The sequence below is a fragment of the Kutzneria kofuensis genome, assembly GCF_014203355.1.
Lineage (GTDB): Bacteria > Actinomycetota > Actinomycetes > Mycobacteriales > Pseudonocardiaceae > Kutzneria > Kutzneria kofuensis.
In genome coordinates, this window is the sequence record NZ_JACHIR010000001.1 from 2,151,519 (window position 1) to 2,173,079 (window position 21,561).

19 protein-coding genes are annotated in these 21,561 nt (G+C 70.3%); 4 read left to right on the forward strand and 15 right to left on the reverse strand.

The window, feature by feature from the left end:
* Positions 1–12: 12 nt before the first annotated feature.
* Positions 13–849: a TIGR03936 family radical SAM-associated protein gene (locus tag BJ998_RS09805; protein WP_184860470.1), complete on the reverse strand. Its 837-nt coding sequence runs from the start codon at positions 847–849 to the stop codon at positions 13–15.
* 209 nt (positions 850–1,058) lie between these two features.
* Here BJ998_RS09805 and BJ998_RS09810 point away from each other — a divergent pair, with 209 nt between their 5' ends.
* Positions 1,059–2,657: a S8 family peptidase gene (locus tag BJ998_RS09810; protein WP_184860472.1), complete on the forward strand. Its 1,599-nt coding sequence runs from the start codon at positions 1,059–1,061 to the stop codon at positions 2,655–2,657.
* Here the strand turns inward: BJ998_RS09810 and BJ998_RS09815 are convergent.
* The 4 genes from BJ998_RS09815 to BJ998_RS09830 are packed head-to-tail and all read right to left on the reverse strand — an operon-like array spanning position 2,640 to position 7,158.
* Positions 2,640–4,604: a TIGR03960 family B12-binding radical SAM protein gene (locus BJ998_RS09815; protein WP_184860474.1), complete on the reverse strand. Its 1,965-nt coding sequence runs from the start codon at positions 4,602–4,604 to the stop codon at positions 2,640–2,642. The two genes, BJ998_RS09810 and BJ998_RS09815, sit on opposite strands and share 18 nt — an antisense overlap.
* Positions 4,605–4,645: 41 nt before the next feature.
* Entirely contained in the window at positions 4,646–5,449 is an 804-nt protein-coding gene (locus BJ998_RS09820; RefSeq protein WP_184860476.1) for an ABC transporter permease, read from the reverse strand.
* 9 nt (positions 5,450–5,458) lie between these two features.
* Positions 5,459–6,226, reverse strand: coding sequence for an ABC transporter permease (locus BJ998_RS09825; protein WP_184860478.1), 768 nt, complete (start codon positions 6,224–6,226; stop codon positions 5,459–5,461).
* Positions 6,226–7,158 carry an ABC transporter ATP-binding protein gene (locus tag BJ998_RS09830; protein ID WP_312890019.1) on the reverse strand — a complete coding sequence of 311 codons (933 nt, stop codon included), beginning with the start codon at positions 7,156–7,158 and terminating at the stop codon, positions 6,226–6,228. Before BJ998_RS09830 ends, BJ998_RS09825 begins: the two co-directional genes overlap by 1 nt.
* Positions 7,159–7,212: 54 nt before the next feature.
* Here BJ998_RS09830 and BJ998_RS09835 point away from each other — a divergent pair, with 54 nt between their 5' ends.
* Positions 7,213–7,752 (forward strand): TOPRIM nucleotidyl transferase/hydrolase domain-containing protein, encoded by a 540-nt coding sequence (locus BJ998_RS09835; protein WP_221337942.1) that lies wholly within the window; start codon positions 7,213–7,215, stop codon positions 7,750–7,752.
* 47 nt (positions 7,753–7,799) lie between these two features.
* Here the strand turns inward: BJ998_RS09835 and ndk are convergent, their stop codons facing one another.
* From ndk to BJ998_RS09875, 8 genes are all read right to left on the reverse strand, one after another.
* Positions 7,800–8,210 carry a nucleoside-diphosphate kinase gene (gene ndk, locus BJ998_RS09840; RefSeq protein ID WP_184860481.1) on the reverse strand — a complete coding sequence of 137 codons (411 nt, stop codon included), beginning with the start codon at positions 8,208–8,210 and terminating at the stop codon, positions 7,800–7,802.
* A 52-nt stretch (positions 8,211–8,262) separates the two neighbouring features.
* Positions 8,263–8,958, reverse strand: coding sequence for a hypothetical protein (locus BJ998_RS09845; protein ID WP_184860483.1), 696 nt, complete (start codon positions 8,956–8,958; stop codon positions 8,263–8,265).
* 57 nt (positions 8,959–9,015) lie between these two features.
* Positions 9,016–9,441: a type II toxin-antitoxin system VapC family toxin gene (locus BJ998_RS09850; protein WP_184860485.1), complete on the reverse strand. Its 426-nt coding sequence runs from the start codon at positions 9,439–9,441 to the stop codon at positions 9,016–9,018.
* Positions 9,431–9,658: an AbrB/MazE/SpoVT family DNA-binding domain-containing protein gene (locus BJ998_RS09855; RefSeq protein ID WP_184860487.1), complete on the reverse strand. Its 228-nt coding sequence runs from the start codon at positions 9,656–9,658 to the stop codon at positions 9,431–9,433. The genes BJ998_RS09850 and BJ998_RS09855 overlap by 11 nt, the downstream gene beginning before the upstream one ends.
* A gap of 25 nt (positions 9,659–9,683) precedes the next feature.
* A complete protein-coding gene (locus tag BJ998_RS09860; RefSeq protein WP_184860489.1) occupies positions 9,684–10,049 on the reverse strand; it encodes a DUF4233 domain-containing protein in 366 nt (121 codons plus the stop codon).
* Positions 10,046–11,410, reverse strand: a complete 1,365-nt coding sequence (gene folC, locus BJ998_RS09865; protein WP_184860491.1) for a bifunctional tetrahydrofolate synthase/dihydrofolate synthase — start codon at positions 11,408–11,410, stop codon at positions 10,046–10,048. Before folC ends, BJ998_RS09860 begins: the two co-directional genes overlap by 4 nt.
* A 90-nt stretch (positions 11,411–11,500) precedes the next feature.
* On the reverse strand, positions 11,501–13,978 hold the full coding sequence (gene valS, locus BJ998_RS09870; RefSeq protein ID WP_184860493.1) for a valine--tRNA ligase: 2,478 nt from the start codon (positions 13,976–13,978) through the stop codon (positions 11,501–11,503).
* Positions 13,979–13,985: 7 nt separating this feature from the next.
* Positions 13,986–16,607: a valine--tRNA ligase gene (locus BJ998_RS09875; protein WP_184860495.1), complete on the reverse strand. Its 2,622-nt coding sequence runs from the start codon at positions 16,605–16,607 to the stop codon at positions 13,986–13,988.
* 86 nt (positions 16,608–16,693) lie between these two features.
* Here BJ998_RS09875 and BJ998_RS09880 point away from each other — a divergent pair, with 86 nt between their 5' ends.
* Both BJ998_RS09880 and BJ998_RS09885 read left to right on the forward strand, forming a co-directional pair.
* The gene (locus tag BJ998_RS09880) at positions 16,694–17,608 is read left to right on the forward strand and encodes a hypothetical protein (protein ID WP_184860497.1); all 915 of its coding nucleotides are present in this window, start codon (positions 16,694–16,696) and stop codon (positions 17,606–17,608) included.
* A gap of 42 nt (positions 17,609–17,650) precedes the next feature.
* A complete protein-coding gene (locus tag BJ998_RS09885) occupies positions 17,651–19,951 on the forward strand; it encodes an FdhF/YdeP family oxidoreductase (protein WP_184860499.1) in 2,301 nt (766 codons plus the stop codon).
* Positions 19,952–20,048: 97 nt separating this feature from the next.
* Here the strand turns inward: BJ998_RS09885 and BJ998_RS49700 are convergent, their stop codons facing one another.
* Complete coding sequence (locus BJ998_RS49700) at positions 20,049–20,156, reverse strand: MFS transporter small subunit (RefSeq protein WP_425559034.1); 108 nt, start codon at positions 20,154–20,156, stop codon at positions 20,049–20,051.
* Positions 20,153–21,508, reverse strand: a complete 1,356-nt coding sequence (locus BJ998_RS09890; RefSeq protein WP_184860501.1) for an L-lactate MFS transporter — start codon at positions 21,506–21,508, stop codon at positions 20,153–20,155. Before BJ998_RS09890 ends, BJ998_RS49700 begins: the two co-directional genes overlap by 4 nt.
* Positions 21,509–21,561 lie beyond the last annotated feature (53 nt).

Here is a 21,561-nt window from a genome sequence, read left to right on the forward strand (position 1 = left end):
GCGGGCGGCAGGTCATTCGACGGCGGGCTGGTCCGGCTCCTGCTCCCTGGCCGGGTCCGTCGTCCCGCGCCCATCGAGGGCGAACGGGTCGGCGAGCCCACCCGCGTCGTCGAGCCGGCCCTGCGCCAACCGGGTCGCCTTGGCGGGTACCGGGGGCCGGAGGCCGGCGACGACGCGGAGCGCACTCAGCACGTCATCGGGTCGTACCGCAGGTGTCAGCTGCCGTACCACCATCACGAGTATCCCATACGGACGGGACGCGGCCGTGTCGTCGTCCTTACGCGGAATCGGCGCGTCAGCCAAATCACCCGTTGCGCCCACACCTTGATCACTTAGCGTCGCGGTGAGCGAGCTCACATCACCCACCTCGGCGGTGACCACTCCCGGACGCACGTCCATGATCCGCCGGCCGTCCTTGGTGAGCCGCTCCACCTCGACGGACTCGGCCGCCAGCAGGGCGTCGACCGCCCGGGCCAGCTCCTCGGGGGCCACCCCCGGCAGCTCGACCAACCAGCGGCTGGCGTCGATCCGCTCGGCCAGCGACCCCTGCTCGGCCTGCACGGCGTCGACCACGTCCAGCCCGGGCGGCAGCGCCTCGTCCAGCGCCCGGCGCAGCGCCTCCGGGTCGACCCGGTCGACGACCTGGACCTCGACGTACTCCGCCTCGCTCGCCACCCCGGTCGGCGCCGCGCCGATCCAGGAGATCTTCGGGTGCGGGCTGAAGCCCTGGGAGTACGCCATCGGCACGCCCGCGCGCCGCAGCGCCCGCTCGAACGTGCGAGCGACGTCACGATGGGAGGTGAACCGGAGCCGGCCCCGCTTGGTGTAGCGCAGCCTGAGCTTCTGCACCGCGGCGGCGGACGGGTTGGGCTGGTCGTGGCGGCTCAGGACTACTCTCCTTGGCTGGTTCGACGGGTCCGGTAGGACGGTACCCGGCCGGTCCCGGGGACACTGACGTCGACCGCCGGGCTTGTCCGGCGGGCGGGCGGTGGTTACCGTCCGGCTGATCGCTGACGTGGGCGGCCCCCGAACGCCCACCCCAGAGATGGAGGTCTGCAGTGCCTCTGCTCCGCCGGGCACAGCTGGCGGCACTGGGCGCGGCCCTGCTCGCGGCCGGCTGCCTGGGCGCGCCCGTCGCCGGCGCGGACGAGCAGGCGCCGTCGGGATGCGTGCAGCCCGGCCCCACCCTGCGCTACCTGGTGGTTTTCGCCAGGGGCACCGCCCAGCCGGACGCCGACGCGCAGATCGCCGCCGCCTGCGGCAGCACCACCGTCTACTACCCGCAGATCGCGGTCGCCGTGGTCACCTCGCCGGACCCCGGGTTCGGCGACAAGATCGGCCCCGACCGGGCGTACAGCGCGCAGGGTGAGTCCTGGACCTCCGACGGCCAGTCGAGCCGCAAGAAGGTGGACGAGACGATGTCCGCCGCGTCCCTGCTGACCAGCACGGAGACGGTGCCGACCGCGGACCTGGGCGAGCAGCAGTGGGACATGCGGCTGATCGACGCCACCCTGGCCCACCAGATCACCGAGGGTGACCCCCGGGTCGTGGTCGGCGTGCTGGACTCCGGCATCGACCCCCGGCACCCGGACCTGAAGGCCGCGCTGGACCCGCAGCTGTCGGTGGGCTGCCTGACCGGCAAGCCGGACCCGAGCGTGGCGGCGTGGGCCCCGACGACGTCACCGCACGGCACGCACGTGGCCGGCATCATCGCCGCCGCGGACGACGGCAAGGGCATCACCGGCGTGGCGCCGGGCGTGCGCCTCGCCTCCGTGAAGGTGGTCGACGACGACGGCTACATCTACCCGGAGTACGCGGTGTGCGGCTTCATGTGGGCCGCCACGCACGGCATCGCCATCACCAACAACAGCTACTACGTGGACCCGTGGGAGTACACCTGCTCCGACCAGCAGGGACAGCGCGTGGTCACGGAGGCGATGAAACGGGCGGTGGACTACGCGACCTCGCAGGGCGTGCTGAACGTCGCCGCGGTCACCAACTCGGCCGCCGACCTGACGCAGCCCGGCGCCGACACGCACAGCCCCGACAACGCGCCCAATCACAGCGTGCGCCGCATCGGCACCGAGTGCTCAGTGCTGCCGGCCGAGGAGCGCGGCGTGGTCGCCGTGTCGTCTGTCGGCTCGAACCAGCTCAAGGCCAGCTACAGCTCGTACGGACTGGGCGCGGTCGACGTCACGGCCCCCGGCGGCGACGTCCACCAGAAACCGTCCAACGGCGACAACCCGTGCGTCCTGTCCACGGTGCCCGGCGGCTACGGCGACTTCTGCGGCACGTCCATGGCCGCCCCGCACGTGACCGGTGTGGCGGCGCTGCTGGCGTCCACGCATCCCGGTGACACGCCCGCGCAGCTGACGAAGCTGTTGAACCAGCAGGCGAAGCCGGTGCAGTGCCCCGGCGACTACGACCTCAACGACACTGGCGTGCAGGACGCCTACTGCTCCGGCTACGCGTCGTTCAACGGCTTCTACGGGCACGGCATGGTGAACGCGCTGGCCGCCGTGGCCAGCGGCACCGCGCCCAGGCCGTCGACGGGCGCCCCCGGCGCGGACGCGCCGACCAGGGCGGGCAAGGGGCCGACCGACGCGACGTCGTCGCAGCAGCCGATCGGCCCCGAGCAGCTAGCTGCCGGCCAGTGACGGGTTCCTGACCGGGGAGCCCTTGCCCACCGGGGAGATCGGCAGCAGCTTGCGACCGGTCGGGCCGACCTGGATGTCGGTGCCCATGGCCGGGCAGACGCCGCAGTCGAAGCACGGCGTCCAGCGGCAGTCGTCCTGCTCCTGCTCGGACAGGGCGTCCTGCCAGTCGGCCCAGAGCCATTCCTTGTCCAGGCCCGAGTCCAGGTGGTCCCACGGCAGGACCTCGGTCTCGTCCCGCTCCCGCGTGGTGAACCAGGCCAGGCTCACGCCCAGCGGCTCCAGCTCGCTCGCCGCCGCGTTCACCCAGCGGTCGTAGGAGAAGTGCTCGCTCCAGCCGTCCAGCCGGCCGCCGTCGCGCCACACCCGCTCGATGACCCGGCCGACGCGGCGGTCGCCGCGGCTGAGCAGACCCTCGATCAGCGACGGCTTGCCGTCGTGGTAGCGCATGCCGATGTTGCGGGCCATGCCGCGGTCCAGGTTCACCTCGGCCCGCAGCTTGCGCAGCCGGTCGTCCACTGTGTCCGGATCGCACTGCGGGGCCCACTGGAACGGCGTGTGCGGCTTGGGCACGAAGCCGCCGATCGAGATCGTGCAGCGGATGTCCTTGCGGCCACTGGCTTCCCGGCCGGCCTTGATGACCTCCTTGGCCATCCGGGCGATCTGCAGCACGTCCTCGTCGGTCTCGGTCGGCAGGCCGCACATGAAGTACAGCTTCACCTGCCGCCAGCCGTTGGAGAACGCCGCGCTGACGGTGCGGATCAGGTCCTCCTCCGACACCATCTTGTTGATGACGCGGCGGATCCGCTCGCTGCCGCCCTCGGGCGCGAAGGTCAGGCCGGAACGGCGGCCGTTGCGGGAGATCTCGTTGGCCAGATCGACGTTGAACGCGTCAACCCTGGTGCTGGGCAAGGAAAGCCCGGTGTTGGTGCCGGCGTAGCGGTCGGCCAGGCCCTTGGTGATCTCGGCGATCTCCGAGTGGTCCGCGCTGGACAGCGAGAGCAGGCCGACCTCCTCGAAGCCGGTCGCCTCCAGTCCCCTTTGGACCATCGCGCCGATGCCCTCGATGGACCGCTCCCGCACCGGGCGGGTGATCATGCCGGCCTGGCAGAACCGACAGCCCCGCGTGCAGCCGCGGAAGATCTCCACGCTCATCCGCTCGTGCACGCTCTCGGCCAGCGGCACCAGCGGCTGCTTCGGGTACGGCCACTCGTCGAGCTCCATGGTGGTGCGCTTGAACACCCGGTACGGCACCCGCTCGGCGTTGGGCACCACGCGCTGGATCCGGCCGTCGGGCAGGTACTCCACGTCGTAGAAGCGCGGGATGTAGACGCCGCCGGTCTCGGCCAGCCGGGTCAGCAGCTCGTCGCGGCCGCCGGGGCGGCCCTGCGCCTTCCACTCCCGGATGATGTCGGTGATCTCCAGGACGGCTTCCTCGCCGTCGCCGAGCACCGCCGCGTCGATGAAGTCGGCGATCGGCTCCGGGTTGAACGCCGCGTGCCCGCCGGCCAGCACGATCGGGTCGTCCTCGGTGCGGTCGGCCGCGTGCAGCGGGATGCCGGCCAGGTCCAACGCCGTGAGCATGTTGGTGTAGCCCAGCTCGGTGGCGAAGCTCAGGCCCAGCACGTCGAACGCCCGCACCGGGCGGTGCGCGTCCACCGTGAACTGCGGGACGCCGTGCTCGCGCATCAGCGCCTCCAGGTCCGGCCACACCGTGTAGGTGCGCTCGGCCAGCACGTCCTCGAGCTCGTTGAGGATCTCGTAGAGGATCATGACGCCCTGGTTGGGCAGGCCCACCTCGTAGGCGTCCGGGTACATCAGGCACCACCGCACGGCGGTCGAGTCCCAGTCCTTGACCGTCGCGTTCAGTTCGCCGCCGACGTACTGCACCGGCTTGGACACCCTCGGCAGCAGAGGCTCCAACGCGGGGAAGACAGACTCGACACTCACCCGTCAAGGGTAACGGCCCGATGACAGCGCCACCGCCTCGGTCAGGTCAGCAGCAACTTCCCGAAGCGGCGGGTGGCGAACCAGCCGCCGACCAGCACCATGGCGGCGAAGTAGGCGGCGTGGCCCAGGGCGGACCAGCCGACGGCGCCAGCGGTGAGCTGCCGCATGAGCTCGATCCCGTGGTAGAGCGGCAGGCACTGGACGGCGACCTGGATGTACACGGGGTAGACGGTGATCGGGTAGAAGGTCGTGGAGAACAGGAACATCGGCATCACCACGAGCAGGATCAGGTCGAAGTCCTGCCAGGACCGCAGCAGCGTGGCCACGCCCACGCCGACGGCGGCGAAGCCGCACGCGACCAGCAGCGCGGCGGGCAGCGCCAGCACGGCCCACGGCGAGGTGATGAGGCCGAGCGCGGCCATCACGGCCAGGAAGCCGGCGGCGTAGATGCCGCCGCGGATCAGCGACCAGGAGATCTCGCCGAACGCCACGTCCATCGGGCCGAGCGGGGTGGCCAGCATGGCGTCGTAGACCTTGGCGTACTTGAGCTTGAGAAAGATGTTGAACGTGGAGTCGTGCACGGCCCCGTTCATCGCCGAGGCCGCGAGCAGGCCCGGCGCCACGTACGCGGCGTAACTGATCGGATGGCCGTCCGGCCCGGTCAGGTCGCCGACGATGCCGCCGAACCCGATGCCCAGCGCGAACAGATAGAACAGCGGTTCGAACACCCCGGACAGCACCAGCAGCCAGTTCCGCCGGTTGACCAGTGCCGAGCGCTCGACCACGGCGTGGGCCCGACCGGCGTAGCTGCCGACCGGCACGACCCGCAGCAGCAGAGCCGCCATGTCTCCCCCTCAGACCTTCAGCCGCACGTGGAACCGCCGGCGGGCCAGCAGCAGACCGCCGGCCGTCAGCAGGAGCAGGTAGCCGACGTGGCCGGCCGCCGTGAGCACGTCCATGTGCCCGAACTCGACCGCCCGGGCCAGCTCGTTGCCGTGCCACAGCGGCGTCACCCAGGCCAGCGGCCGGCTCCACGCCGGCAGCTGGCTGATCGGGTAGTACGTGCCGGCGAACAGCGTCATCGGCACCACGACGAACCGGAACACGTTGCCGAAGGTCGTGCCCTCGTCGTTCACGGACGCCGCCAGCGCCAGCACCCAGGCGCCGAACGCCATGCCGGCCAGCACGGACACCGGCACCGCCAGCAGCGCACCGACGTTGATGAACGCCCCGAACAGGGCGGCGACGGCCATGTAGGCCAGTCCGGAGACGAGCACCCGCAACGCCACCCACACCGCCTGCGCGGTCAGCAGTTGGTCCGCGGTGACGGGTGTGGACGTGATGGCGAAGTACCGCTGGTCCCACTTGAAGCTGCCGAGCACCGGGAACGACGACTCACCGGTCGCCACCTGCACCGCCAGCGCCACCAACATCGCCGGCGCGAGGTAGACGACGTAGGGCAGGCCGGCCGTCGCCGGCCCCGGCCTGATCTGGCTGCCGAGCCCGAAACCCATGGCTCCCAAGAACATCAGCGGCATCAGAACGCTCGACACCACCGTGGCCCGCCAGTTACGGCGGTACCACGTCCACAGGTGCTCCAACACCAGGCCGACCGGGCGCATCAGTCCACCAACGTCCGGCCGGTCAGGCGCAGGAATACGTCCTCGAGCGTGGCCCGGCGGACCAGGCTGGACAGCGGCCGCACGCCGCGCTGGTTCGCCGTCGCCAGCACGGACTCGCCGTCGTCGGTGTAGAGCAGCAGCCGGTCCGGCAGCACCTCCACGCGTTCGGCCAGATCCTGCACCAGCGGCACGTTGGCCTGCTGCTGGTCGATCGGGAACCGCAGCTCCAGCACCTCGCGGCTGGAGTGCTCCGCGATCAACGCCGCCGGCGATCCCTCGGCGGCGATCCGACCGCCGTCCATCACCACCAGGCGGTCGCACAACTGCTCGGCCTCGTCCATGTAGTGCGTGGTGACGATGAGCGTGACGCCTTGCTGCTTGAGCCGGAACAGCCTGTCCCACAACAGATGTCTCGCCTGCGGGTCCAGGCCGGTGGTCGGTTCGTCGAGCAGCAGCAGCTCCGGTTCGTTCACCAGCGACCGGGCGATCGTCAGCCGGCGCTTCATGCCGCCCGACAACGGCTCCACCTGGTCGTCCGCCCGGTCCGTCAGCTGCGCGAACTCCAGCAGCTCCGTCGCACGGGCCTTCACCTGGGCCCGGGACAGGCCGAAGTACCGGCCGTACACCTGGAGGTTCTGCCGCACGGTCAGCTCGTTGTCAAGGTTGTCCTGCTGCGGCACGACACCGAGCCGGGCTCGGATCTCCGGGCCGTGCCGGTCCGGGTCCAGGCCCAGCACCCGCAGCTCCCCCGCCGTGCGCGGCGACGTGCAGGCGATCATGCGCATCGTCGACGACTTGCCCGCCCCGTTCGGGCCGAGGAAGCCGAACGCCTCGCCGCGCCGGACCTTCACGTCGATGCCGCGCACGGCCTCGAAGTCGCCGAACCGTTTGACCAGGCCGTCCGCCTGGACAAGGACCGCGTCGCCACTCACGGCACCGACGTTAGCGGGCACCCCCGACAAGACGGCATCGATTATGTTGGGACCGTGCGCCTGCGTGCGGTTGTGCTGGTCGAGGGGCTGAGCGACCGGCTCGCCCTGGAGGTGGTCGCCCGCCGTCGCGGCCGTGACCTGGCCGCCGAGGGCATTCGTGTGGAGGCGATGGGCGGCGCCACCAACATCGGGCACTACCTCGACCGCTATGTCCCGCTCGCCGTCGCCGTCGCCGGGCTCTACGACAGCGCCGAAGAACGCTTCTTCCGGCGGGCCCTGGAACGCGTCGGCCGGCATGCCGCCGACCTGGAGGAGTGCGGCTTCTTCCGCTGCGACGCCGACCTGGAGGACGAGCTCATCCGCGCCGTCGGCGCCGAGCAGGTGGAACGCATCGTCGAGGCCGAGGGCCGGATCGCCTCGTTCCGCAAGCTGCAACGCCAGCCCGCCCAGCGCGGCCGCAGCCTGCACGACCAGCTCCGGCGGCTCATGGGCGGCCGCTCCGGCGGCAAGTACCACTACGCCCGGCTCATGGCCGAGGCCGTCGACCTCGACCGGATCCCCCGGCCGCTGACCGCCCTGCTCGACCGCCTCTGATCGCGTCGACGAGCCGCGTCCCCGGCTCGTCGACGCGATCGCTCAGCTCAGAGGCTGGGGAACCAGATCTTGATCTCGCGGTCGGCCGACTCCGGCGAGTCCGAGCCGTGCACCAGGTTGTACTGGACCTCCAGGCCGAAGTCGCCCCGGATGGTGCCCGGCGTCGCCTTCTCCACCGGGTCCGTGCCGCCGGCCAGCTGCCGGAACGCCGAGATCGCCCGCGTGCCCTCGACGACCATCGCCACCAGCGGACCGCCGGTGATGAACTCGACCAGGTCGTTGTAGAAGCCCTTGCCGGCGTGCTCGGCGTAGTGCTCCTCGGCCACCGCACGGTCTGCGGTGCGCAGCTCCAGGGCGGCCAGCTTCAGGCCCTTGCGCTCGATACGGGCGATGACCTCGCCGACCAGGCCGCGGCTGACGCCGTCCGGCTTGACCAGGACCAGGGTGCGCTCACTCACGGTGGTCCGAACTCCTTAGGTAATGGGAATCTCCGCGGTGCAGGGTAACCGGTCAGCCGGTGAGCCGTTTCAGGCAGGCGAACTGCCCGGACTTCGGCGACTGGTGGAACCACACGTCGTCGGTGCCGGCCACCTTGTCGCAGGCGGTCTTGGGGTTGGTGCTGGTGACGATGTCGGTCACCTGGTACGTCTTCGCGTTGGGCGCGCCGGCGGCCAGTGGCTTGGTCGACGTGCAGGAGGCGCGTTCGACCAGGCCGGTGTCGTCGAGGTCGAGCTGCACGCACTGCCCCTTGGGCACGGACAGCGAGGCGCAGTACCGCAGCGCCAGCTTGCCGTCGAACCAGCTGTCGCCGTACGAGTCGTACGCGTCGACGTCGTTGCACTTGTCCTTCTGCGGGATCACCAGGTTGATCTGCAGCGCGGCCTTGTCGGACGTGCAGGAGACACCCTCGCTGGTCTTCACGTCCAGCCAGACGCAGTCGTTGACGTTGAACCGGAGGCTGTCGGTGTTGGTCGTCCGCGGCGGCCGGGTGGTCGTGCGAGCGGTGCTGGAGGTGCTGCTTGTTCCGGCGGCCTCGGTGCTGTGCCGGCTGCTGATGATGCCGATCACCGCCCACGTCCCCAGGCCCAGCATCAGCACGACCCCGACGACGGTGCCGACGATCGCGCCCGTCTGCGACTTGCGCGGCGGCGTGGGCGGCATCGGCGGCGGTCCCCACGAGCCGGGTTGCTGGTAGGGCCCCGTCATCGTCGTCCTCCCCCGTTCGACTGCGAACCCGAGCATTCTGGCCCCTTGCGGTGGCGCTCAGCTCTCCGGGGTAATCAGTTCGACCGTTGGAAAGTACGTGCGGTAACGCGCGGTGTCCCTTGTGAGCAGCGGCAGCTTCATCACGGCGGCGTGTGCGCCGATGAAGAAGTCCGGCAGTGGCGAGGTCTTCGTGCCGCCCCGGGACCGGTAGCCGAGGAAACACTTACCGGCCAGGAATGCCGCCGTCCACGGCAGCTCGGCACGGAGGAAGGCGTCCCGGCCGAGCGCTTCCTCGAGGTCCTCGTATCGGGTGAACCGGACGGAGACCTCGGCGTAGATCACGTGATTGATCAGCAGCGGTCCGCGGTCGGCCGCGGCGGCAAGCCGGTCGAAGGACCAGGCGCACCAAGTGGGGTCCTCGGTGAACAGGTCGATCAGGACGTTCGAATCTACCAAGGTGCCCCGGGCGGCGTCATTCGCCACGCGTCAACGCCATGATCTCGTCGGTGGTCATCTCGACGTCGCCGCGCCCGAGCAGGGACTCGGCGAGGCGCCGGCCCCGACTGGGCCACTGGGTGCTCTTGACGATGTGCAGCCCGTGCTCGTCGAGCACGAACTCGATCTCGTCGCCGGGCCGCAGCCCGAACTCCTCGCGAACCTCGATCGGGATGGTCACTTGCCCCTTGCTAGTCAGCCGCACGGTAAGAGTCTACCAGGTATTACTCTTACTGCTGCTGGCTGGGCAGCGAGCCCTCGGCGATACGCCGCGCCACGTCCCGGCGCAGCCACAGCAGGTAGGCCCAGACCAGGCCGAACAGCACGCCAACGACGCCGAGCGGCACGCTCAGCACGAAGCCGGCCAGGGTCAGCACCTGGAGCACGATGGCGAACGGGATGCCCCAGGAGAAACGGAAGCAGCCGCTGGACACCACCATCAGCACGGCCAGCACGCCGACCGCCGCGACCGGCCACCCGCTCAGGTGGTCGACGCGGCCCAGCACGAACAGCGCCAGCCCGGTCACGATGGCCTCCAGCACCATCGTGCCGGCCATCACGCCGCGAAGGCCCTTCCACGGGTCGGGGGCGGTCATTGCGGCTCCTTGCCGAACAGGGCGCGGGCGGCGCCGGCGGTGACGACCGAGCCGGTCACCACGACGCCGCTGCCGGACACCGGCGAGTCGTCGTCGATCTCCTCGGCCAGCCGGATCGCCTCCTCGACGGCGTCGTCCAGCCGCGGCTCGACGACGATCCGGTCCTCGCCGAACACCTCGCGGGCCAGACCGGCCAGCTTGTCGGCGTCCATCGCGCGGGGCGAGCCGTTGTTGGTGAGCACGACCTCGGTGAACACCGGCTCCAGGGCGGCCAGGATGCCGTCCACGTCCTTGTCCTCCATCACGCTCACGACGCCGACCAGCTTGCGGAACGCGAACTGCTCCTGCAGCGCCGCCGCCAGCGCGCGGGCGCCGTGCGGGTTGTGCGCGGCGTCGACGAACACGCTCGGGGCGTTGCGGACCCGCTCCAGCCGGCCCGGCGACGTCACCGTCGCGAACGCCTCGCGCACGGCGTCGATGTCGAGCTTGCGGCCCGCCCCCGCCCCGAAGAACACCTCGACCGCCGCCAGCGCCTGCGCCGCGTTGGCCGCCTGGTGCGCGCCGAACAGCGGCAGGAAGATCTCGTCGTACACGCCGCCGAGGCCCTGCAGCTTCAGCAGCTGGCCGCCGACCGCCGTCTCCGCCGTCAGGACGCCGAACTCCATGCCCTGGCGGGCCACCGACGCGCCGACCTCGGCGCAGCGCTCCAGCAGCACCTGCGCCACCTCGGGGCGCTGCTCGGCCAGCACCGCCACCGCGCCCTCCTTGATGATGCCGGCCTTCTCCGCCGCGATGCCGAGGATGTCCGTGCCGAGGAAGTCGGTGTGGTCGATGTCGATCGGCGTGATCACCGCGACCTTGCCGTCCGCGATGTTCGTGGCGTCCCAGCGGCCGCCCAGGCCGACCTCCACCACCGCCACGTCCACCGGCGCGTCCGCGAACGCCGCGAACGCCATGCCGGTGAGCACCTCGAACTTGCTCATCTTCACGTCGGACTTCGCGTCCACCATCGCGATGTACGGCTCGATGTCGCGGTAGACGTCCACGTACCGCTGCGGGCTGACCGGCGCGCCGTCCAGGCTGATCCGCTCGGTCGCCAGCTGCAGGTGCGGGCTCGTGTAGCGGCCGGTGCGCAGACCGATCCGGGTGAACAGCGCGTCGATCATCCGGCTCGTCGACGTCTTGCCGTTCGTGCCCGTGATGTGCACCACCGGGTACGCCCGCTGCGGCTCCCCCAACAGGTCCGCCAGCGCCGCGATCCGCTCGGTGGACGGCTCGATCTTCGTCTCCGGCCACCGGGTGTCCAGTTCGGACTCGACCTCGCGCAGCGCGGCGAGCGCCTCGGGATCGTTCTGGGGCACGCTGGTCTCCGGTGCGGTGGACGACGGGGTACCCACCGAGTCTACGTCGAGCGCCGATCCGGATCCCGAGGGTCCGGACCGGCGCTCACGTCACAGCTGGACCGCCACCTCCAGGTCGGCGCCCTCGACCTCGCGGTATCGCAACTCGCCGATCCGGCCGGCGGCCACGAGATCGTCGGCGAAGCCCCTGACCAGCGCCAACGTGGCGGGATCCGCGGTCAGCTCCACCGACGCCACGTCGGCGCGCATGGAGAGCTTGGCGGTGGACTTGGCCTTGCGGACGGCGGCGATGGCGGTGGAGGCGAGGTCCAGCGCGGTGGCGTCGCCGCCCCCGAGCGGGGTGGGCCACGGGGCGAGGTGCACGGAGCCGTCCTGCCACCAGGACCACACCTCCTCCGTCACATACGGCAGGTAGGGCGCGAAGAGCCGCAGCAGGGTGGACAGCCCGGTCCGCAGGGCGAGCCGGGCGGAGCCGGCGCCGTCGAGGCCGTAGGCCCGCTCCTTGACGAGTTCGAGGTAGTCGTCGCAGAACGTCCAGAAGAACCGCTCCACCCGTTCCAGCGCGGCGGTGTGCTCGAAGTCCTCCAGGGCCTTGGTCGCATCGTCCACAACGGACGAGAGAGCGGCGATCATGGCCTGGTCCATCGGATGCGCGACACTGTCCGTTGAGGACGGTTCGTCGAAGGACAGCGCGAACCGACTGGCGTTGAGCAGCTTGGTGGCCAGCCGGCGGCCGATCTTCATCTGCTTCGGGTCGAACGCGGTGTCGGTGCCGGGCCGGCCGCACGCGGCCCAGTAGCGCACGCCGTCGGAACCGTGCTCGGTGAGCAGGTCGTCGGGCGTCACCACCTCACCCTTGGACTTGGACATCTTCTTCCGGTCGGGATCGAGGATCCAGCCGGAGATCACCGCGTCCGACCACGGCAGGGCGTTTTCCTCGACGTGCGAGCGCAGCACCGAGTAGAACAGCCAGGTGCGGATGATCTCGTGGCTCTGCGGCCGCAGGTCCATCGGATACGTCAGCGCGAACAGCTCGGGGTCGTGCTCCCAACCCGACACGATCAGCGGCGACATCGAGGATGCCATCCACGTGTCCATCACGTCGGGATCACCGACGAAACCGCCGGGCACCCCGCGCTGCGACTCGTCGTAGCCGGGCGGAACCTGGCTCGACGGATCCACCGGCAGGGCGTCCTCGTCGGGCAGGATCGGCTGCTCGTAACGAGGTTCGCCGTTGACGTCCAGCGGATACCAGACCGGGAACGGCACGCCGAAGAACCGCTGCCGGCTGACCAGCCAGTCGGAGTTGAGCCCCTTGGCCCAGTCGTCGTACCGGTTGCGCATCCACGCCGGGTGCCACGTCAGCTCGGATCCCCGGCGCAGCAACGCTTCCCGGTGCTCCAGGCTGCGCACGAACCACTGTCGGCTGGAGACGATCTCCAGCGGCTTGTCGCCCTTCTCGTAGAAGTTGACCGGACGGGTCGTCGGCCGCGGTTCCCCGATCAGGTCGCCGGATTCCCGCAGCAGCTCGACGATCCGCTTGCGCGCGCTGAACGACGTCAGCCCGGCGAGCTCGTCGTACGGCGACGCCGCCACCCCCTCGGGCGGCTCCGGCAGGAACCGGCCGTCGCGCCCGATCACCGTCCGGGTGGGCAACTTCAGCTCACGCCACCACCGCACGTCGGTCAGATCGCCGAAGGTGCAACACATCGCGATCCCGGCGCCGCGCTCGGGCTCGGCGTCCGGATGCGTGAGCACCGGGATCCCCATGCCGAACAAGGGAGATCGCACGGTGGTGCCGACGAGATGCCGGTACCGCTCGTCGTCGGGATGCGCGATCAACGCCACGCACGCCGGCAACAGCTCCGGCCGGGTGGTCTCGATCTCCACCGGCCCGAAGGAGATCCGGTGCCACGCGCCGGCGTGGTCACGCGACTCCAGCTCCGCCTGCGCCACCGCGGTCTGGAACGTCACGTCCCACAGCGACGGCGCTTCCGACTGGTACGCCTGGCCTTCCCGCAACAGCCGAAGGAAACCCAGCTGGGCCACGCGTTGCGAATGGGCGCCGATGGTCGTGTACGTGAGCGACCAGTCGACGGACAGGCCGAGCCGGCGCCACAACGCCTCGAACGCCTTCTCGTCCTCGACGGTCATTCGTTGGCACAACTCGACGAAGTTGCGCCGCGAGATGCCGACCTGTTGCTTGCTGGAGGTCTCGGCCGGCACGTAGTCCGGGTCGTACGGCAGCGACGGGTCGCAGCGCACCCCGTAGCGCAGCTGCACACGCCGCTCGGTCGGCAGCCCGTTGTCGTCCCACCCCATCGGGTAGAACACGTGCTTGCCGCGCATCCGCTGGAACCGGGCTACGACGTCGGTGTGGGTGTAGCTGAAGACGTGGCCTACGTGCAGCGACCCGCTCACCGTCGGCGGCGGCGTGTCGATGGAAAACACCTCAGCACGGGAATCGGGCCGGTGGAAGCGGAACGTCTCGTCCCGCGACCACCGGCCCGACCACTTGTCCTCGATGCCCTCCATCGACGGGCGCTGCGGAATTCCGTCACCCGTCATGGAGAAATCACCCTTCCGGCAGTGCGTCCAAGCGCGCGGTGACCCGCGCGATGTCGGCGACGGCGGCCTCCCGGCGCGCCTTGATCTTGTCCACGACCGGCGCCGGAGCCTTGTCGACGAAAGCAGGATTGTTCAGCTTCCCGTCGCACTGGGCCAGCTCTTTTTCGGCCGCGGCGAGGTCCTTGGCCAGCCGCTTGCGCTCGGCGGCCACGTCGATCGTGCCGGAGGTGTCCAGCTCGACCAGCACGCCGACGACCTCAAGCGAGGCGCTCGCGGTGAAGCCCTCGCCCGGCTCGTCCAGCCGCGCCAGCGAGCGGATCGACGCCAGGTGCCCGGCGATGTCGGCATCGTCCACACCGGACAGTCGGGATGGCACCCGCTGCCCCGGCTTCAGGCCCTGGTCGGCGCGGAACCGCCGGACCTCGGTGACCAGCCGCTGCACGGTGTCGATGCGCCGCGCCGCCACCTCGTCGACCGCGTTCCCGGACGGCTTCGGCCACTCGGCGATCATCAGCGACTCGCCGCCGGTCAGCGAGGTCCACAGCGTCTCGGTGATGAACGGGATCACCGGGTGCAGCAGCCGCAGCAGCGTGTCCAGCACGTGCCCGAGCACCGCCCGCGTCGCCTCGGCGCGCTCGCCGCCCTCGGCGATCTGGACCTTGGCCAGCTCCAGGTACCAGTCGCAGTACTCGTCCCAGGTGAAGTGGTACAGCGCCTCGCACAGCTTGGCGAACTCGTACCGCTCGAACAGCGTGTCCACTTCGGACACGACCTGGTCGGCGCGGTCCAGGATCCACCGGTCGGCGTCGGTCAGCTCGTCGCGGGCCGGCACCGGCCGGGCCGTGGTGGCGCCGTTGAGCAGCGCGAACCGGCTGGCGTTCCACAGCTTCGTGCAGAAGTTGCGGGAACCGCCGGCCCACTCCTCGGCCAGCGCCATGTCCGCGCCCGGGTTGGCCCCGCGGGCCAGGGTGAACCGGGCCGCGTCCGCGCCGAAGGTGTCCAGCCAGTTCAGCGGGTCGATCACGTTGCCGCGGGACTTGGACATCTTCTTGCCGTTGGCGTCGCGGATCAGGCCGTGCAGGTACACGTGGTCGAACGGCTGCGCGCCGTCCATCGCGTACAGGCCGAACATCATCATCCGGGCGACCCAGAAGAACAGGATGTCGTAGCCGGTGGACAGCACCGTGGTCGGATAGAACTTGGCCAGGTCCGCGGTCTTGTCCGGCCAGCCGAGCGTCGACATCGGCCACAGGCCCGAGGAGAACCACGTGTCCAGGACGTCCTCGTCCTGGTGCCAGCCGTCGCCGGTGGGCGGCTGCTCGTCCGGGCCGACGCAGACGATCTCGCCGTTCGGGCCGTACCAGACCGGGATCCGGTGGCCCCACCACAGCTGCCGCGAGATGCACCAGTCGTGCAGGTTGTCCACCCAGTCGAAGTAGCGCTTGGCCAGCTCCGGCGGGTGGATCGTGGTGCGGCCGTCGCGCACGGCGTCGCCGGCGGCCTTGGCCAGCGGGCCCACGTTGACGAACCACTGCAGCGACAGCCGCGGCTCGACCACGGTGTCGCAACGCGAGCAGTGGCCGACCGAGTGCAGGTACGGCCGCTTCTCCGCGACGATCCGGCCCAGCTCGCGCAGCGCCGCCACGACCGCGGGCCGCGCCTCGAACCGGTCCAGCCCCTCGAACGGGCCGGCGGCCGTGATCACGCCGCGGGAATCCATGATCGTCATGGACGGCAGCGAGTGCCGCTGGCCGATCTCGAAGTCGTTCGGGTCGTGCGCCGGCGTCACCTTCACCGCGCCGGTGCCGAAGGACGGGTCGACGTGCTCGTCGGCGACGACCGGGATGCGGCGGCCGGTCAGCGGCAGCTCCACCTCGGTGCCGACCAGGTGCTTGTAGCGCTCGTCCTCCGGGTGCACCGCGACGGCGGTGTCACCGAGCATGGTCTCGGCCCGGGTCGTGGCCACCACGATCGAGGCGTCGCCGTCGCCGTAGCGGATGGAGACCAGCTCGCCCTCGTCCTCGGAGTGCTCCACCTCGATGTCCGACAGCGCGGTCAGGCAGCGCGGGCACCAGTTGATGATCCGCTCGGCCCGGTAGGCCAGGCCGTCGTCGAACAGCTTCTTGAACATCGTCTGCACGGCGCGCGAGAGCGGCTCGTCCATGGTGAAGCGCTCACGGCTCCAGTCCACGCTGTCGCCCAGCCGGCGCATCTGGTCGAGGATCTTGCCGCCGTACTCGGCCTTCCACTCCCAGACCCGCTCGACGAAGCGCTCCCGGCCCAGGTCGTGCCGGGACAGGCCCTCGCCGGCCAGCTGCCGCTCGACCACGTTCTGGGTGGCGATGCCGGCGTGGTCCATGCCCGGCAGCCACAGCGCCTCGTAGCCCTGCATCCGGCGGCGCCGGGTCAGCGCGTCCATCACCGTGTGGTTGAGGGCGTGGCCCATGTGCAGGCTGCCCGTGACGTTCGGCGGCGGCAGCACGATGCAGAACGCGGGCTTGTCGCTGGCCGGGTCCGCGCCGAAGTAGCCGTTGTCTACCCACCGCTGGTACAGCCCCTGCTCTACCTCCGCCGGGTTCCAGGCGGACGGGAGGTCGGTGGTGTACTGCTGCGGAAGGGTCTCGGTCACGCGAAGAGTCTACGGAGCCGCGACGGCACCCAACTAACGGGTGACATCGCCGTTGCTACAGTGGCCCCGCCGAAACGGGGGGAACCGTGGACGACATCGACAGCCATCCGGATCTGACGGATGAGAAGTGGCAGCGCGCGGCCGAGAGGCGGGCCAGACGCGCGGTCCGCCGCTCCCGACCACGCAGGCCCGGCCCGCGGTTGAGCCGACTGCTCATCCCCGGTGTGCTCGTCCTGTTCTGCGGGGCGTTGATCGTGCTCTACCGGGTCGGCTCGGTCGAGCTGCCGGAATCGGCGCCGCCGGCCACCGCCGCGACGCCCACCACGGCCACTCCCGATCCGACCAAGGCCGAGACGTCCGGGCACGTGGACCTGGAGCGCCCGTTCGCCGCCACGCCCGCCGCCGACTGGCCGACCGCGGTCCCGGTGCCGGCCGCCAAGGCGACCGGTCGATTCACCGCCGCCGAGGTCACCGCCGCGTACCAGGCCGTGCAGCGCACCACCACCGAGGCTCGGCTGGACCCCGAGGTCATAGTCCACCACGACAACCAGCCATACCTGGCGACGCTGGCGCCCGGCATCAAGCTGCCCGACCCCGGCAGCCGCGTCACCAAGATCGCCGACGGCTACCAGCTGCTGCCGGTCCCGCCCAAGGTGTCCGGCGACATGACCAGTTCCGTCGACGAGCGGGGCGAACTGGTCGTGCACGCCAACTTCGTCTACGCCTACGCGTTCCAGCCCCCTTCGCACCAGGCCCCGGCGACCCCGTGGGACATCGTGTCGGTGGTCCACGAGAACGCGGACTACCTGATCGTCGACGGCAAGCCGTGGCCGTCGACCGAGAAGTCGTACTTCTTCGCGATGAACTGCGACCTGACCCAGCAGGGGCTGCTGGCCCCGCAGTACTCCGGCCGCGGGACCACGCCGCGGCTCGACGCCGAGCAGCCGCAGGCCTACTACGACCCCGAGCACACCGTGGACGTGCCCAAGGACGGCTGCTGACCCGCCTGGCCTCCCGTTTCCGCCAGGCGGACAATGGGGCCCATGACGCGCAGGCCTCCGCAGCAGGACGTCGACGAGAGCAAGATCAAGGTCGGCGAGCCGAAAACGTACGCGGCCGGGGTGAAGGGCGTGCTGGTGTCGCTCCAGCACGGCTGGGACCAGATGGGGGCCACCCGCAGCGTGCGCACCCTGCGCCTGCTCAACCAGCGTGAGGGCTTCGACTGCCCGGGCTGCGCGTGGCCGGAGGCGCAGGGGCACCGCAAGATGGCCGAGTTCTGCGAGAACGGCGCGAAGGCCGTCGCCGAGGAGGCCACCACCCGGCGGGTCGGGCCCGAGTTCTTCGCCGCGCACTCCGTCGCCGAACTGGGTGAGAAAACCGACTACTGGCTGGGCCAGCAGGGGCGGCTGACCGAGCCGATGGTGCTGCGCGAGGGCGCCACCCACTACGAGCCGATCTCGTGGGACGACGCGTTCACCCTGGTCGGCGGCGCGCTGCGGGGGCTGGCCGACCCGAACGAGGCGATCTTCTACACCTCCGGCCGCACCAGCAACGAGGCCGCGTTCTCCTACCAACTGCTGGCCCGCTCGCTGGGCACCAACAACCTGCCCGACTGCTCGAACATGTGCCACGAGTCGTCCGGATCCGCGCTGATCCAGACCATCGGCATCGGCAAGGGCTCGGTGAGCCTGGCCGACGTCACCAACGCCGACCTGCTGCTGGTCGTGGGCCAGAACCCCGGCACCAACCACCCGCGGATGCTGTCGGCCCTGGAGGAGGCCAAGGGCAACGGCGCCACCATCGTCGCCGTCAACCCGCTGCCCGAGGCCGGGCTGATGCGGTTCAAGAACCCGCAGAACGTGCGCGGGGTCGTCGGCCGGGGCACGCCGCTGGCCGACGAGTTCTGCCAGATCCGGCTCGGCGGGGACCTGGCGTTCTTCCGGGCCCTCGGGCATCTGGTGCTCGCCGCCGAGGACGCCGCGCCCGGCACGGTGCTGGACCGGGAGTTCATCGAGTCGTCCACGCACGGCTTCGAGGAGTGGGCGGCGGACATCCGTCAGCTCGACTGGGACGAGGTCGACACCGCGACCGGGTTGCCCCGGGAACAGATCGCCCACGTGGCGCGGCTGCTGGTGGAGTCCAAGCGGACGATCATCTGCTGGGCCATGGGGCTCACGCAGCACAAGCAGTCCGTGCCGACCATCCGTGAGCTCGTCAACGTCCTGCTGCTGCGCGGGATGATCGGCAAGCCCGGCTCCGGCGTGTGCCCGGTTCGTGGCCACTCCAACGTGCAGGGCGACCGCACCATGGGCATCTACGAGAAGCCCGCCGAGAAGTTCCTGTCCGCCCTGGACGCCGAGTTCGGCATCACCTCGCCGCGTGCACACGGCTACGACACCGTCGAGGCCATTCAGGCCATGCGTGACGGCAAGGCCAAGGTTTTCTTCGCCGTCGGCGGCAACTTCGTGTCCGCCACGCCCGACACCGAGGTCACCGAGCGGGCCCTGCGAGCCATGGACCTCACCGTGCACGTGTCCACCAAGCTCAACCGTTCGCACGTCGTGCCCGGCCGGACCGCGCTCATCCTGCCCACTCTCGGCCGTACCGAGCGGGACGACCAGGCCGGTGGCACCCAGTTCGTGTCCGTCGAGGACTCCATGTCCGTCGTGCACCGCTCACGCGGCCGGCTCGCCCCCGCCAGCCCTCACCTGCTGTCCGAGGTCGCCATCGTCTCCCGGCTCGCCCGCGCCGTCTTCGGCGACTCGCACGCCGTTCCGTGGGCGGCCTTCGAGAACGACTACGACACCATCCGCGACCACATTTCCCGTGTCGTGCCTGGGTGTTCCGACTACAACTCGCGCGTCCGCCAGCCCGACGGCTTCGTCCTGCCCCATCCGCCCCGGGACTCCCGGTCCTTCCCCACCGCCACCGGGAAGGCCAACTTCACCGTCAACCCCGTGCAGGTCATCACCGTGCCCGCCGGCCGGCTCATCCTGCAGACGCTGCGTAGCCACGACCAGTACAACACCACCATCTACGGCCTCGACGACCGCTACCGCGGCGTCCACGACGGCCGCCGGGTCGTGTTCGTCAACCCCGACGACCTGTCCGCGCTCGGCATCCCCGACGGGTCCATGGTGGACATGATCAGCGAATGGCCCTCCGGCGACGGCATCGAGGAACGCCGGGTGAAGCTGTTCCGCGTCATCGCCTACCCCACCCCCAGGGGCTGCGCGGCGGCCTACTTCCCCGAGGCGAACGCCTTGGTGCCGCTGGCTTCCACCGCCGAGACGTCCAACACCCCGACCTCCAAGGCCATCATCATCCGTCTCGAACGAAGCTGACGGCCCCTCACCTGTCCGAGTTTGTTTCTCCCACCGTCCCCAACAGACGAAGGGCCGGGGCGTCTCGACGCCCCGGCCCTTCGCACTGCTTGTGCTGTCAGCTCTGGAAGAGCTGCACCACCTTGACGATCAGCTGGTACAGGCCGTAGGCGAACGGCAGGCCGACCCACAGCCAGGCGACCACCATGAGCGCGCCGCGGTTCACTTCGCGTCCACCTCCTCGGCGGCCGGCGCGTCCACGGTCGCGACCGGCTCGTGGAACTTGCTGTCGACGGGCCTGATCAGCTCGTTGGCCACGAAGCCGACCACGAGCAGGCCGATCATGATGAAGAAGGACAGCGAGTACAGCGCGGGCCCGGACTTGCCGGCGGCGTGCTGCGCGTCGGCGATGCCGTCGATGATCAGCGGCCCGGCCACGCCGGCCACCGACCACGCGGTGAGCAGCCGGCCGTGGATGGCGCCGACCTGGTAGGTGCCGAACAGGTCACGCAGGTAGGCCGGCACCGTGGAGAACCCGCCGCCGTAGAACGACAGGATCAACATCGCGGCCAGCACGAACACGACCTTGGACGAGCCGCCGGCCAGCACCAGCACCAGGTACAGCAGCGCGCCGACACCGAGGTAGATGCGGTACATGTTCTTGCGGCCGATGGCGTCCGAGGTGGACGACCACACGAACCGGCCGAGCATGTTGGTCAGCGACAGCAACGCGACGAAGCCGGCCGCCGGAGCGGGACTCACCTTGAAGAAGTCGACGATCATCGGCGACGCCTTCTCCAGGATGCCGATGCCGGCGGTCACGTTCAGGCACAGCACCAGCCACAGCAGCCAGAACTGCGGTGTCTTGATGGCGTTGGACGCGCTCACGTTGTTGGTGGTGATCAGCTTGTGCGCGGTGGCCTGCGACGGGTCCCAGCCGGCCGGCTTCCAGCCGTCGGCCGGCACCCGGACCAGGAACACGCCCATCGCCATGAAGAGCGCGTAGACGACGCCGTGCACCGCGAACGTCTCCGCGATGCCCGAGGTGGAGGTGCCGAAACCGGCCAGCATGGCGGTCGACCAGGGTGATGCGATCAACGCTCCGCCGCCGAAGCCCATGATCGCGATACCGGTGGCCATGCCCGGACGGTCCGGGAACCACTTGATCAGCGTCGACACCGGCGAGATGTAGCCGATGCCCAGACCGATGCCGCCGACCAGGCCGTAGCCCACGACGACCAGCCAGAATTGTGACGTCGCCACGCCGAGCGCGGCGATCAGGAACCCGGCGCCGAACGCGACGGATGCCACCGCCATCGCCCACCGCGGTCCGTTGCGTTCGACGAGCGTGCCGCCGAAGGCCGCCGACAGGCCGAGCATGACGATCGCCAGCTGGAACGGCAGGCCGCTCTCCACCCCGTTCAGGTGTAGCGCCTTCTCCAACGGCGTCTTGAACACGCTCCACGCGTAGGCCTGTCCGATCGACAGGTGCACGGCGAGCGCGGAGGGTGGTACGAGCCAGCGGCTCCATCCCTCCGGCGCTACCGTGCGCGAGCGATCAAGGACCCCGAGTCCCATCTCCACTGTCCTCCCAGATAGTTGAGAATGGAACCTATTGGGATCGGGTGTGA